The organism is Vibrio sp. S/42/10, from assembly GCF_029890535.1.
Lineage (GTDB): Bacteria > Pseudomonadota > Gammaproteobacteria > Enterobacterales > Vibrionaceae > Vibrio > Vibrio cyclitrophicus.
The window spans coordinates 74,615-88,046 of sequence record NZ_JAKMZC010000015.1 but is presented as its reverse complement, the minus strand read 5'-3'; the positions used below and the strand labels follow the sequence as shown (position 1 = coordinate 88,046).

The following is a 13,432-nucleotide window of genomic DNA, read 5'->3' as shown; positions in this document are numbered from 1 at the left end:
AGAGATATGATGCTCGATATTAATTTGTTGAAGACGTTTGTAACGCTTGCGGAGTACAAGCATTTTGGGAAAGCAGCCAATGCACTACACATGACACAACCCAATGTGAGTTTGCACCTAAAACAACTAGAACAACAAACACGCATAAAGTTGATAGACAGAAGCCCATTTCAATTGACTCAAGCGGGTGAACGGCTATTGGAAACGAGCCAAAGAACGTTACTCGAACTACAGATTTGCTAGGCAGATCTCAATGCTATTAACGATCTCAAAATTGGCACTTTGACTATTGCTGTCAGCGACATCATTTCTCGATTCTTGTTGATTCGTCCTTTCCAGAAGTTCAAAGCGCAGTATCCGGGTATAGACCTAACATTGTTGAATACCACATCATCTCAAGCATCGAGCCTAATCAAAAACGCTCAAGCGGATCTTGGTTTTGTTATCGCTAAAGAACAACACAATGAGTCGTTATATTTCACTAAGCTGCAGGATCTTTCTTGGTGTGCGCTAGGCGATGGGTTTGATATTCAAGGGGCTGAAAGAAATATAGAGAATGAGGTTAAAGGCGCAGAAGAAGATTCTGAGCTCACCTTAATTCTACTTGGCCACGATACGAGAACGCGTGATTTCATTGATGAAGGTTTACCAAACCTGAATCTACCAAATTACAGGGTGATGGAAGTAGGGAGTGTTGATGCTCAAATCGATTGGGCGGAAGCGGGGTTTGGTGTGGCGATTGTTCCAGAATTCGCGGTATCCACCAAGCAGCATCTGCATTCGAAAGTGACACCATTAACGAACTTTTCTAGTACGAGCCTTGGCTATATTGTTCGCCAGAACCAAGTATTGTCGAAAGCGACCAAGCAATTGTTAGGTTGGGTGAATGATGAGATTAGTCTGCTGCAAAACAAATAAGCGCCATCATTGACTTTGACTTACCTAAGCCTGCCTAGTATGGGCTTTTTTGTGCTTAACAAGCGCAGTTCTTTTGCAACCAATGGGCTATAGGGCTAATTGGAGCGCACATCAATTATTACTTTCGCAAACCAGAGCTTTGAAATTCGTCGTTGACAAAGTTTGACAATCAAACTAAATTTCAATCAATTGGTTTGACAATCAAATTACTTGTGAGTCAAAGGGAATTTGTCAGCACCATGCCCTAATGACAGATAGCCCTAACCACAATACCAACTAAGGACGCTATTTTGAGTTTTACAACACGTCACCAACACAACTTTTCTTCACATAACAGCCAAGGTGAGAAACGCACATTCTATGTCTTGTTATTGACCGTCGTTACTATGATTGTCGAAATTATTGCGGGTACCATTTACGGCTCTATGGCATTACTCGCCGATGGTTGGCACATGGGGACGCATGCTGCAGCGTTTGGCATCACCTTATTTGCATACCGTTATGCGAAGAAACATGCCGAGAGCGAACGTTTCTCTTTTGGTACAGGTAAAGTTAGCGTGTTAGGGGGCTACACCAGTGCGATTGCATTGGGGATAGTGGCACTATTGATGCTGGTGGAATCGGTGCATCGTTTGTTTAACCCACAAGCAATTCAGTTCAATGAAGCGATCATCGTTGCCTGTATTGGCTTAACCGTGAATGTGGTGAGTATGTTTTTACTCGGCGACCACCATCATGACCACGGACACGAGCATGGCCACAATCATAGTAAGAATCATGATCATTCACATAGCCATGATCACGACAGCGACCATAGTCATAAGCATGGTGAGCACCATCATGACCATAACCTACGCGCAGCCTACATGCATGTGTTGGCGGATACTCTGACGTCTCTGCTTGCGATTGTTGCACTGTTATTTGGTAAGTTCTACGGTTGGAACTGGTTGGATGCCGCAATGGGTATGATTGGCGCACTAGTAATTGCAAAGTGGACGATGAACCTGATGAAGCAGACCAGTCCAATCCTACTGGATGAGAATATTGGTGACGATTACCGTCAAAGCATCACTGAAGCTTTGGCTTCTTACGCCATTGTAACAGATTTGCACATGTGGAAGGTGAGCGGGCATCACTACTCAGCGGCGATTACTCTTGAATCAAACAGTGATAAAACCATCTCTGAATATAAACAAATGCTCGCCAAGTTTGATAAGATTAACCATCTTACTCTTGAAGTGCACTCAAACGGCCATGCGAAATATAGAACAGCTTAATCAAATACTAACCGAGTTCTACGATAAAATGTCTTCGTGGGAGCAATCTGTTGTCAAAGAAACGGGTTACTCCTTAGCGCAAGTTCATACCATCGAAGTGCTTGGTATGCATGGCGCGTTGAGAATGAAAGAACTCGCAGAAAAGCTCGGCATCACTACAGGCACACTCACTGTTCAAATCGAAAAGCTAGTGAAAGCCGAATTGATAGAGCGCCATGAACACCCAACCGACCGACGTGCGATAGTCGTAGCGTTGACCGATGAAGGGCAGAAGATCCATCTTCATCACAATCAGCTTCACTTGAATTTGGTCAATGAACTCACACAAGAATTCGAAGAAGACGAAAAAGTCGTATTGCTGAAATGTCTGACAAAAATGGTAAAAGCATTTTAGTTCGAGTGAGTATAAAGCTGAGAACGAATAGCGACAACTAACCGCTAGCAAGAACATAGATAAGTGGATCGTACCCGAGTAGGGGCGGTCCATTTTTTATGAATCGAAGAAATTGAGCATAATTTTGGTTCCTCTGATGAGCCCAAATAATGTCATTATAGCAACCGAGGTCAATGCAGTATGAAAGTTATTTGATTCAAAGCCTTACGTAGCCTGCTGTTTAAGCCTTGTTCGACCCGTCAAATAGCTGCCTCCCAAATCTATAATTCAACTAATGTACATGTTAGAAATTTGTGTTATTGATAATTCTAACTTTAGGTGCGCTCTCATTGGTAGCTCAAATCCAATTGAGAACAGTACGAGTTAATCACTATATAAATAACCTAGGTTATGCAAACGACTAGAGCTAGATAGATAACTGAAGCTAGATAAACATAAAAATAAGATAACAAAAGTTACACAAAAACTTAGATACCTATTATTAGATTAGTAAAGACGAGTCACATACATGAACATAAAGAACAAGCTCTATTCATTGGGAATATTTTCCATTTTCGGCATGATTGCATTGCTGTTTACCACTTCACAATTTGCAGATACCACGGCTCAAATGAGCCAAGCTAAACAAATCACCAAGGAACTTGAAGTACGATTGCTTAACCTTCGCCGCAACGAAAAAGATTTTTTGTTACGTAGCGATTTAAAATATCTCGATAAATTCGATGTTAACTACAACCAATTTTTAGAATCTGAATCTCAGCTCAATACGGTACTTAGCGATTTGGGTTTGGCCAACAGCGCACGGCTACGTGATGACATTGAAGCCTATCAGGTAAGCTTCGTTGAATTGGCGAAAGCTTATGAAGTCTACGGATTAGCACGAGATAAAGGCTTACTCGGTCGATTTCATGAAGAACTAGACAGCATCGGTGCAACAGTCAAAGCAGAGCAACAAGTCGAACTGTACTTGTTTAATGATCTGATTGAAAAGGGCATATTCGATCCAAGTGGTCTTTCAGTTAGTTCAAGCAAGTTGTTAGATACCGCTAAACAAGTGGTCGCACAGAAGCAAGTCATTGGCTTGAAGCACAACGAAGGTCTGTTAGGACAAGCACGCTCCGGTTCTCATGCTATAGAAACTCAGTTTAAAGAGTTCTCAGCGGTGTTAGAGCAACAAACGCAACAAGAGATGGACAAGCTATCGCTGATTAACAATATCCTTTGCGTCACATTGCTTGTGTCGATCATTCTGTTCAGCTGGTTAATTGTCCGCTCTATCATCGGTAAAATTGAATCTCTACTTTCGGTGATTCGTAACATTGTCGATTCTAACGATGTGTCCATTCGTTCACACATTGATGGCAAAGATGAACTCAGCACGCTAGGCCAATATTTCAACCAATTGCTTGACCAGTTGGAAGGCTTAATCGCGGCGTCTCAATCTAAGTCACTGCAACTGACGCAAAGCACGTCGAACATGCATGATGAGCTTGAATCGGTCATCAAACAGTTTGAAGTGCAAGCTGACCATACTTCAACCATGACCACTTCAGTGCAAGAAATGGTGCTCACCATCGGTGAAATCTCAGAAAGTACATCTGTGGCTGCGGAGGGTGTCCAGCAAGCCAAAGTGAATGCTGATAAAGGTCGTGAAGTGGTTGTAGACACTATAAACAATATTACCCAGCTGTCTGAACGTCTTTCAAGCAGCCAAGACTCGATCAGTTCATTGAACCATCATGTTGATCAAATTGGCGACGCGGTCAATATCATTCAAGGGATTGCAGAGCAAACCAATCTGCTAGCATTGAATGCAGCCATTGAAGCCGCGCGAGCAGGTGAACAAGGCCGTGGCTTCGCTGTGGTTGCGGATGAAGTACGAGCGCTGGCGAGTAGAACGCACCAGTCAACCACTGAAATCACCAGTGTAGTCACCGCAATCCAAAGTCAAATGAACGCTTCGATGACCGAGATTGGCGAATGTAATCAACAAGGGCAACTAACACTCAAAGATTCAGAAGAACTGGATGCAAGTTTGCAGCTTATCTTGAGCGACATGGAAAGTATTCAAGGCAACTCTGAACGTATTGCATCTGCGATTGAAGAGCAGGGCGCAGTGATGGCGCAAGTGAGTGATTCAATCACGGAGCTTAACACCATTTCGAACGACAACAACGCATCGGCTCAACACTGCTTAATGGAGGTAGATAAAGTGGCAGAACAAGCTCATGATATGGATAGAGCGGTAGCGCAGTTTAAAACGTCATAGTGGGTTTGATTTCATTCGGTAGGTAAGAAAAAATCGCCGCGAGGTATTAATCAGACTTAGTAATCTGAGGGCGCAGTTTGTCTGCGCTTTTTTGTGTCTGAAATAATTAGATAATTACAAACAAATTAAAGCGAAAAATGAATGGAAAGGGAAGAACGTTGTTAGATAAGAAAAAAACGACCCTATAGGGGGGGAGGAGCAGGGTCGTTTAATCGTAGTAATTGATTGAAGCGGGAAGTCGTGGGGTTACTTATTTCGACCTTCTAGCACGTCTAGTGCTAGTTCAACCGCCTTATCAATGTTGTCGCATCCCGCTAATTTACCTGAGCTAATTGGCCCAAGTACGTTAGCGTATAACGAGAGCTGCTTGTTAAATGGCAGGCTCAACTGCTCATATAAACGCTGGCGAATCTCGGCGTGCTGCTCAGGAGCGTGAGCAGCAAGGCTTTTCAAAGTGTCATAAACAAGAGTGGTTGTAGTGTTCATTCGTCTCTATATCGTCAAGTGGGAGGCGCTTATTTTATAATCTTTTGACCCTAGCTTGCTGTGATATATGTCATACAATAGTGCAAATGATATTTGCTTTTGGAAAATCTAATGTTTATAGATGTATCTCTTGAACCTGATGAGAATAAGGCATTCCAAAATAGACTTAACTATCTGTGAAATAAACCTAAAATGATGACAGACTGTAAAAGGCAGCTACATTATCGATTTTATTAGCTTATTTGACTGACGTTTAGAGCTTAAAGGAAGAGGAACAAAATGCACTACGACGTATTTAATGGAGACGCAGACGGCATCATCGCGTTGTTACAACTTCGCTTAAGTCAGCCTAAAGAGAGTGTACTCGTTACTGGTGTGAAGCGCGATATCAAGTTGGTATCTCAAGTCGTTAATCAGATGATGGGGCAAGGTAAACAAGGTGATAGTTCATCTGTTACGGTCTTAGATGTATCTATGGAGAAAAATCTATCCGCACTCCATTCACTACTAGACGCAAGTATCGACGTTTTCTATTGCGATCACCATCGTACGGGAGAAGTGCCGAAATCTAGATATCTTGAAACTTTGATTGATACTGCACCTGAATGCTGCACTAGTTTGTTGATAAATCGAAAGTTAAAGGGTGAGCATGTGGCATGGGCAATTGCTGCCGCCTTTGGTGATAACCTAAAAGCTGTCGCTGTTCAGTTAGCTGTTGAGAATGGATTGGATCAAGCTGAAATTGATTTCTTAGAGGAGTTAGGGACTTTAGTTAACTACAACGGATATGGCAGTTCGTTGAGTGATTTACATTTCACGCCAATTGAACTTTACCAAGCTCTTTACCAGTACCCCAACCCATTTGATCTTCTAGCAGATCAAGATTCTGTGTTTTACCAATTACGCAATGCTTATAAAAATGACCACCAAAAACTCATGAGCATTACACCTGTCCATGAGAGTGAATTTGCTCGAGTGTTTGAGCTACCCGGTGAGACTTGGGCGCGTCGCATTAGTGGTGTCTTTGGCAATGAAATCGTGAATCAAGATCCAAGTCGAGCACAAGCCGTTTTAACGAAGAATCAAGACGATAAATCTTACACCGTAAGCTTACGTGCTCCATTATCAAAGAGAACAGGTGCAGATGAAATTTGCGCGAGCTTTGATACGGGGGGTGGTAGAAAAGCAGCTGCGGGAATAAATCAACTGCCAGAAACGGATAAGCAACGTTTTATCAACACTCTAACCAGTTACTATTCAAATAAACCCTAGTGGTGAAATAAATTAGGGCTTTATAACGCCCAGTTTATTTCCATTTCATACCGAAGGGGTAAAACTTTTAACGCGTGCTGTGTGACGAATGGAACTTTAATTGAGCTTCTATGTTGGCATATGAGAACGATCTATATTTAACAGCTCGGTTACGGTAAGGCCGAACAGTAATTGGATAATTTCGAGTGGGTCTTCGGTCGGGAGCCTGTCTGAGATATATTTTGCTAGGCCAAGTACCCCTAATCGACCTGAACCTTCAGAACCTTTTTTGTGAGCCTGCATTACAAACATGCGCATGATCATTTTAAATTGAGTAACTTTCATGGCTTTCTTCCAAGACTCAAGAAGGAGGGTCTTTGACATGAAATCAAGGTGCTGCAAAATGATAGGGAATACCTTTCCTTTGATTGCAACTTCGAAATCGGCATTACTTGGGTAGTAGCCTTGCAAGGTACTTTTTCTAAGGCCGGTTTCTTTGCTTAGTCGATCATAAGTGACGTGATCCCAACCCTCGTTGAGGAAAATATCGAGAATAAGAGCGTTGTAAGAAGCGAAATTGTCCTCGCGTTGGTTTTTGGTGATTCGTCCCATACATATCTCCAGAAATTTGAGACGAAAGGTTAACACAACAGTTATTAAAACTGATGGATAGGTATGATGGTTAACTAATGTTTGACAGAGACTTGTCATTGGCCATTTGGAAGCCTTAACAACGGCATGTTTAAAAGTCTATATGCAACTTTGAATTGACCCATGATTCTAACTTTTTAATAATTATTGATGTGAATTAAGTCCATTTAACCATTTCTTCTATCAATATTAAATGCATGAAATTCAGAATTTTAGCGTTATATTTTCAATGAAAAGTCAAAATCAAATTGATTTTGTTATTCAATCTGTGACTTAAAATCACAAGTTAATTCAAAGCCTCAATTTTTATAAAAATTCCATTACTGATCCATAAATATTCATGACTAAAATGAATTGGTTTGGTTGTGATTGGCACAACTGTTGGTTAGGAAGTGGGATAAATGTTGAAACGTAAAGCTCTGCAATTAGCAGTATCGGTCGGCATGGCCGCAATGTCTGGCGCTGTTTATGCGAATGGATCGGACATGACAAATCCAGATTCGGGCGTTGTGGTTGGTTACTGGCACAATTGGTGTGATGGTGCGGGTTACCAAGGTGGTAATGCGCCTTGCGTAACATTGGATGAAGTGAACCCAATGTACAACATTGTGAATGTGTCATTCATGAAAGTGTACGATGTGGCTGATGGTCGAATTCCTACTTTCAAACTGGACCCAATTATTGGGGTTTCAGAACAACAATTTATCGATCAAATTTCTGAACTTAACAAACAAGGCCGCTCTGTACTGTTAGCTCTGGGTGGTGCGGATGCACACATAGAATTAAAAACAGGTGATGAAAGAGCGTTTGCTGACGAGATTATTCGTCTAACTGAACACTACGGTTTTGATGGCCTAGACATCGACTTAGAACAAGCGGCAGTGACGGCAGCCAACAACCAAACCGTGATTCCAGACGCGCTTAAGCTTGTGAAAGACCACTACCGCACTGAAGATAAAAACTTCCTAATTACGATGGCTCCAGAGTTTCCCTATTTAACGTCAGGTGGCAAATATGTCCCTTACATCGATAATCTAGAAGGTTACTACGATTGGATTAACCCGCAGTTTTACAATCAAGGTGGCGATGGTATCTGGGTTGAAGGTGTAGGTTGGATTGCTCAGAACAACGATGCGTTAAAAGAAGAGTTTATCTACTACATATCTGACTCTCTTATCAACGGAACACGCGGTTTCGACAAGATTCCACACGACAAACTTGTGTTTGGTATTCCTTCAAGCATTGACGCAGCAGCGACGGGTTTTGTAAAAGACCCTCAAGATTTATACGCCGCGTTCGAAACCTTAACAGCTCAAGGTCAACCTTTGCGAGGCGTGATGACCTGGTCTATCAACTGGGACATGGGCACCAACAAGAACGGTCACGAGTACAGCGAACAGTTTATTAAAGATTATGGCCCGTTTGTTCATGGTCAAGTGACGCCACCACCCGTTGAAGGCGAACCAGTACTGAAAGGTATCGAGAATGCACGAGTTCTGCACGGTGTTGTCTTTGAACCAATGGAAGGTGTGACTGCAACAGATAAAGAAGACGGTGATCTAACGCCATCAATCGACGTAGAGGGCTATGTTGAAACAGCAGTTATTGGCACTTATGTTCTGACTTACCGTGTAAAAGACAGCGACAATAACGAAACGGCTAATGCAAGAATGGTTGAAGTGTACAGCCAAAAGCCTACGTTTGGCGGCGTATCTGATACCACGGTCATGCTAGGCGCATCGTTTGATGCTATGGCAGGAGTGACGGCGAATGATGCTGAAGATGGCGATCTAACAAGTACCATCTCACATTCTGGCAGTGTCGATGTGAATGAAATAGGCAGCTACTCGCTTGTATATAGTGTGACAGACAGTGCTCACCAAACCGTCACTGCTGAACGTAAAGTGTCTGTGACTGATGGGTCTAACTGTGCTACGGCATGGGATACTGACACCGTTTATGTTGAAGGTGACCAAGTTTCGCATGACGGCTCAACGTGGGCTGCGGGTTGGTATACTCGTGGCGAAGAGCCAGGGACGACAGGTGAGTGGGGCGTTTGGAAAAAGGTTTCAGAAAGTTCATGTGGTGGTGAAAATCCAGATCCAGGCGGTGACTTAGAACTTCAAGTAACGGGCCTACAATCTGAATACGCACCGGACAACGGCCATGTACATTTAGAGGTGACACTGACTTCAAGCGAAGCACTTGATGTTACAACAATGGTGATAAATAGCGCAGGTACTGTTGTTGAACAGGAGAAAGTGAACTTGGTTGATAGCCGTACTATTACAATGGATCTCTATGATGTAGCCGAGGGCCAATACTCATTTGAAGTGGTTGGTAAGGCAGCCGACGGTGAAATAGTGATGGTAAACAATTTATTCTCTGTAAAGGCAAACGGCGGCACAACACCACCTCCAGGCAATTATCCTCCATATGTTGCGGGTACAAGTTACGCAGCGGGTGACATTGTAATGGGTAGCGACAATGCCTTATACGAATGTAAGCCTTGGCCATACACTGCATGGTGTGCAAGCCCAGCTTACGCCCCTGCAGTCAGCCAATACTGGCAAGATGCTTGGACAAAGCTGTAAGCTCGTTAGAAGTTAGTGATAAGATAACAAACAACGATAGAAGAGAGGCATTTTGCCTCTCTTTTTTTATCTGTAGTTCTTAATACAGTTGGTAGATGTGGAAGGCCGAAAGTTAATGAGACTAGACATTGCTAAAGTCGTTTTTAAACTCAAATCAAGTAAATCATGTTTGCTTTAGATCAAAATAAGAGTGATTATCAATTGTATTATTTATTGAGAAAATGCACTATGCGTACACTGAATTTTATGTGATCTAATTATTTAAAAAATGAATCTTGCACAAGTCGACCTCAATTTATTAGTCATCCTCAAACACCTGTTAGAAGAGAAGCATGTTTCTAACACGGCATTAGCTCTTGATATGAGCCAACCAACAGTGAGTCGTTCACTGCAAAAACTGCGAACGGTATTTAACGATGACTTGTTGGTGAGAGCGGCATATGGCTATGAATTGACGCCAAAAGCAGAAGCGATTAAGCAAGATTTGAATTCGGTACTGACTCGGTTAGAAAAGTTGGTGCATGGCGATGTGTTCGAACCTCACAACAGTGACACAACGGTTCGATTTTTCGGCCTTGTTCCTCAAGTGGCACACTTGCTTCCTAAAGTGGTCGCGGAGATACGTAAGCAAGCACCGAACATGATTGTCGATATTGATTCTATTCCTAAAAGACACTTCGACCCTTTGTTGTCTGGGGATGCACACTTTGTATTGTCGACTCATGAACCATTGAGTTCAGAACAGAACCTGTATCGAATGTTCGTGATCAGTCGCGATTACCGCTTATTGATGAATAAAGACCATCCCTTGGCTGATAAAGAAATTACGGTCGATGATTTGCTCAACAGTCATCTTGGTCAAATTTCTTTGCAAGGAGACAAGAAGCTCTCAATTGAGAGTCGATTTAAAGATCTCGGTTTGATTGATAAGCAACGTCAGCTCTCGATTCCCATCCAGTTGTCGAATTTTAACGTAGCGCCTGACATGGCGGAAGCGACCGACATCATCTTCCACTTGCCTACGCCTTTTGCACTGCAAGCTGCAAAGCAAAGGAACCTCATTTGTAAACGCGTTCCTAAAGCACTTCGCCACCCATCTGAAGATGTGTATTTATACTGGCATAAACGTTTTCACAACGACCCAATGTGTCGCTGGGTAAGGGACCTCTTTAAAGAGGTTTATGCTTAGCGAGCGGCTTTCAGCGCAAGTTATTAACCTTACTATGGCTTTAAATCTGATATTAATAGGTATGTAAAATGTGAGCTTGGTTATTGAAAGATATTGAATATGCTTATTTTTATGTATGTGAATATTGAATAGCGAAAATCAATTTTTGGTATGAAACTTTCATTGATAACAATGGTAAGTGAATGTCTAATGCAAACCATTATCATTACCAATCACATATAAGAATGCATATCATGTCTGAGAGATCTCTTTTAACTCGCACACCTTTATCGATCGCAATTGCTGTTCTTTGTTCGTCACTTTCGGCTAACGTGTTAGCGGAAACAAAAGTGACTGACACGGATGAACAGATGGTTGTTACGGCGACTCGTACTGAAATGGCTTTGAAAAAAGCACCAGCCTCAATGTCGGTTATCACTGCCCAAGACATAGAAGACAGCCCCGGTATTACTTTGGCTGACATCGTTGCTGAGTCAACCAGTGTGGAGTCTGATTTTGACAGCACTCGTGCTGGTCGTCAGATGATCTCGATTCGTGGTATGGATTCTGATTATACGCTTATCATGGTTAATGGCCGTCGTCTAAGTTCAGCAAGCGCGATTATCCGCGGTAACGATTTTGACTTATCTACTATTCCAGCTGACTCAATTGAACGTGTTGAGATTATTCGTGGCCCAATGTCGGCGCTTTACGGCTCTGATGGTATGGGCGGTACAATCAACATCATTACTAAAGCACCAGAAAATGACTGGAGCTCTACAGTAAGCATGGATAACTCATCCCCTATGGATGGCAACGGGGGACAAGAATACTCAGTTGGCTTAACCACTTCAGGTGCGCTGATTGAAGATGAGTTATTTGCTCGAGTGTCTGTTAACCAAACGAGCCGTAATGCATGGCAACCATACTCAGGTACGCATAATTCAGGTTACGATCGTGAAGATGTAACAGCATTAGAAGGCCGAGATACGCTGAGCATGTTAGCAAGCCTGACATGGCATGCAACAGACAACCAAACTCTCGATTTCGACTTTGGTTACAGTGATGACGAGCGTGAATCTGCCGCTGAAAGTTCTAGCTCAGTGATTGAGTCCAATACTCACGTGGTTCGTCATAGCCAAGCTATTACACACAGCGGTTACTGGAGTTGGGGCGATACTCAAGTACGTTATTCTCGCGAGAACGTAACGGATAACGATGCAGCCGATTTAGGAAACAACTTCAGCAGCGATATCGAAGAACTGACTCAAATTGTTGAAGCGTCTGCAACGACTTATCTTGGCGATAGTCACACATTAACGTTTGGTATGGATTACCAACTGAGTGAGTTGACCAATAAAGAAAACCTAGTGAGCGGCACGTCCGAAGCGTATCAAGGTGCATTATTTATTCAAGACCAATGGCTAATGACCGAGCAACTGACAGCAACGATCGGTGGTCGCTTAGATAAACATGAACTTTACGGCGAAGAGTTTAGCCCGCGTGTGTACCTTGTTCACCAAACTACCAATGACTTAATCATTAAGGGTGGTGTCGGTAAAGCGTTTAAAGCACCATCATTGACTCAAAACCAACCTGATTATCAAGTATCAAGTTGCAAGGGAGGCTGTGCTCTGGTTGGTAATGAAGATCTAAAACCTGAGACAAGTTTGAACTACGAGTTGGCAGCCGTGTACACGCAACCACGTTGGAATGTAGAAGCTGCGTTATTCCGTAACGAAATCAATGATCTGATCGACAGAACAGAAGGTTATTGCCCACAAGGTGGTGATTGGAACGAAAGCGCTCGTCAGTGTGAAAATCCTGATGGTTCATCAACGGGTGAACTCGGCGCAAAAACATACGAGAACGTAGCCGAAGCGATCATTCAAGGTGTTGAAATTGCGGGTCAGTACCAAATTTCAGACGAGTGGGGCGTATCGGGTAACTACACATATCTAGATACGGAAGATAAATCTACGGGTGATGAACTTCTTGAGCGTTACAAGCATTCAGGTTTAGTTAAATTGAGCTGGAATCCTACGTATGACCTCAACACATTCGTGAGTGCGCGTTACCGTGGCGAGCGCCAAATCGAAGCCGATCTAATTCAAGATGCTTACACGACGTTAAATATTGGTACCGTTTATAATGTGAACGATTCAGTACGTCTGCGTGCGGGTATCTCGAATTTAACTGACGAATCAGTATCAAACGAACTAGAATACTTAGGTTATGTTGAACAGCCACGTACTTACTATGTTGGTATGACCGCTGATTTCTAATCCGTCTGTTTGTAACTCGATAAATAGAGCCTGATAAAATAACGAACCCACACGACTTAACATCGTGTGGGTTCTTTAGATCTAATGCTCATACATTACTTAGTTAAATAATGTCGGTAATGTAAGCTAATAAGCTATA

The 13,432-nt window shown here is 42.6% G+C and carries 9 protein-coding genes and 1 pseudogene; 8 read left to right on the top strand and 2 right to left on the bottom strand.

Features of this window, described 5'->3' with window-relative positions; translation table 11 throughout:
• Positions 1-6: 6 nt before the first annotated feature.
• The 4 genes and pseudogenes from L8S15_RS16240 to L8S15_RS16225 all read left to right on the top strand — a co-directional run bounded on the left by L8S15_RS16240 (position 7) and on the right by L8S15_RS16225 (position 4,858).
• A pseudogene (locus L8S15_RS16240) lies at positions 7-918 on the top strand (LysR family transcriptional regulator).
• A 290-nt stretch (positions 919-1,208) separates the two neighbouring features.
• On the top strand, positions 1,209-2,195 hold the full coding sequence (gene dmeF / locus L8S15_RS16235) for a CDF family Co(II)/Ni(II) efflux transporter DmeF (protein ID WP_280574196.1): 987 nt from the start codon (positions 1,209-1,211) through the stop codon (positions 2,193-2,195).
• Positions 2,173-2,589: a MarR family transcriptional regulator gene (locus tag L8S15_RS16230; protein WP_010441160.1), complete on the top strand. Its 417-nt coding sequence runs from the start codon at positions 2,173-2,175 to the stop codon at positions 2,587-2,589. Before dmeF ends, L8S15_RS16230 begins: the two co-directional genes overlap by 23 nt.
• 559 nt (positions 2,590-3,148) lie before the next feature.
• On the top strand, positions 3,149-4,858 hold the full coding sequence (locus L8S15_RS16225; protein ID WP_016784490.1) for a methyl-accepting chemotaxis protein: 1,710 nt from the start codon (positions 3,149-3,151) through the stop codon (positions 4,856-4,858).
• 246 nt (positions 4,859-5,104) lie between these two features.
• Here the strand turns inward: L8S15_RS16225 and L8S15_RS16220 are convergent, their stop codons facing one another.
• Complete coding sequence (locus L8S15_RS16220; protein ID WP_004733935.1) at positions 5,105-5,344, bottom strand: PAS factor family protein; 240 nt, start codon at positions 5,342-5,344, stop codon at positions 5,105-5,107.
• 279 nt (positions 5,345-5,623) lie between these two features.
• Between L8S15_RS16220 and L8S15_RS16215 the strand changes: the two genes are divergently transcribed.
• Positions 5,624-6,616, top strand: coding sequence for a hypothetical protein (locus L8S15_RS16215; protein ID WP_016797019.1), 993 nt, complete (start codon positions 5,624-5,626; stop codon positions 6,614-6,616).
• A 108-nt stretch (positions 6,617-6,724) separates the two neighbouring features.
• Here L8S15_RS16215 and L8S15_RS16210 read toward each other — a convergent pair whose 3' ends face one another.
• On the bottom strand, positions 6,725-7,207 hold the full coding sequence (locus L8S15_RS16210; RefSeq protein WP_280574194.1) for a hypothetical protein: 483 nt from the start codon (positions 7,205-7,207) through the stop codon (positions 6,725-6,727).
• Positions 7,208-7,647: 440 nt separating this feature from the next.
• Between L8S15_RS16210 and L8S15_RS16205 the strand changes: the two genes are divergently transcribed.
• The 3 genes from L8S15_RS16205 (at position 7,648) to L8S15_RS16195 (ending at position 13,293) form a co-directional block, all read left to right on the top strand.
• Positions 7,648-9,840, top strand: a complete 2,193-nt coding sequence (locus L8S15_RS16205) for an immunoglobulin-like domain-containing protein (protein WP_280574192.1) — start codon at positions 7,648-7,650, stop codon at positions 9,838-9,840.
• 268 nt (positions 9,841-10,108) lie between these two features.
• Entirely contained in the window at positions 10,109-11,029 is a 921-nt protein-coding gene (locus L8S15_RS16200; protein ID WP_016795747.1) for a LysR family transcriptional regulator, read from the top strand.
• Positions 11,030-11,262: 233 nt separating this feature from the next.
• Positions 11,263-13,293, top strand: a complete 2,031-nt coding sequence (locus L8S15_RS16195) for a TonB-dependent receptor (protein ID WP_016769227.1) — start codon at positions 11,263-11,265, stop codon at positions 13,291-13,293.
• Positions 13,294-13,432: the final 139 nt, after the last annotated feature.

Bases quoted from the DNA above. Each gene is read 5' to 3' on its own strand.
- L8S15_RS16220 (WP_004733935.1), bottom strand. From the start codon at position 5,344: ATGAACACTACAACCACTCTTGTTTATGACACTTTGAAAAGCCTTGCT.
- L8S15_RS16195 (WP_016769227.1), top strand. From the start codon at position 11,263: ATGTCTGAGAGATCTCTTTTAACTCGCACACCTTTATCGATCGCAATT.
- L8S15_RS16205 (WP_280574192.1), top strand. From the start codon at position 7,648: ATGTTGAAACGTAAAGCTCTGCAATTAGCAGTATCGGTCGGCATGGCC.
- L8S15_RS16230 (WP_010441160.1), top strand. From the start codon at position 2,173: ATGCGAAATATAGAACAGCTTAATCAAATACTAACCGAGTTCTACGAT.
- L8S15_RS16225 (WP_016784490.1), top strand. From the start codon at position 3,149: ATGATTGCATTGCTGTTTACCACTTCACAATTTGCAGATACCACGGCT.
- L8S15_RS16200 (WP_016795747.1), top strand. From the start codon at position 10,109: ATGAATCTTGCACAAGTCGACCTCAATTTATTAGTCATCCTCAAACAC.
- L8S15_RS16210 (WP_280574194.1), bottom strand. From the start codon at position 7,207: ATGGGACGAATCACCAAAAACCAACGCGAGGACAATTTCGCTTCTTAC.
- L8S15_RS16215 (WP_016797019.1), top strand. From the start codon at position 5,624: ATGCACTACGACGTATTTAATGGAGACGCAGACGGCATCATCGCGTTG.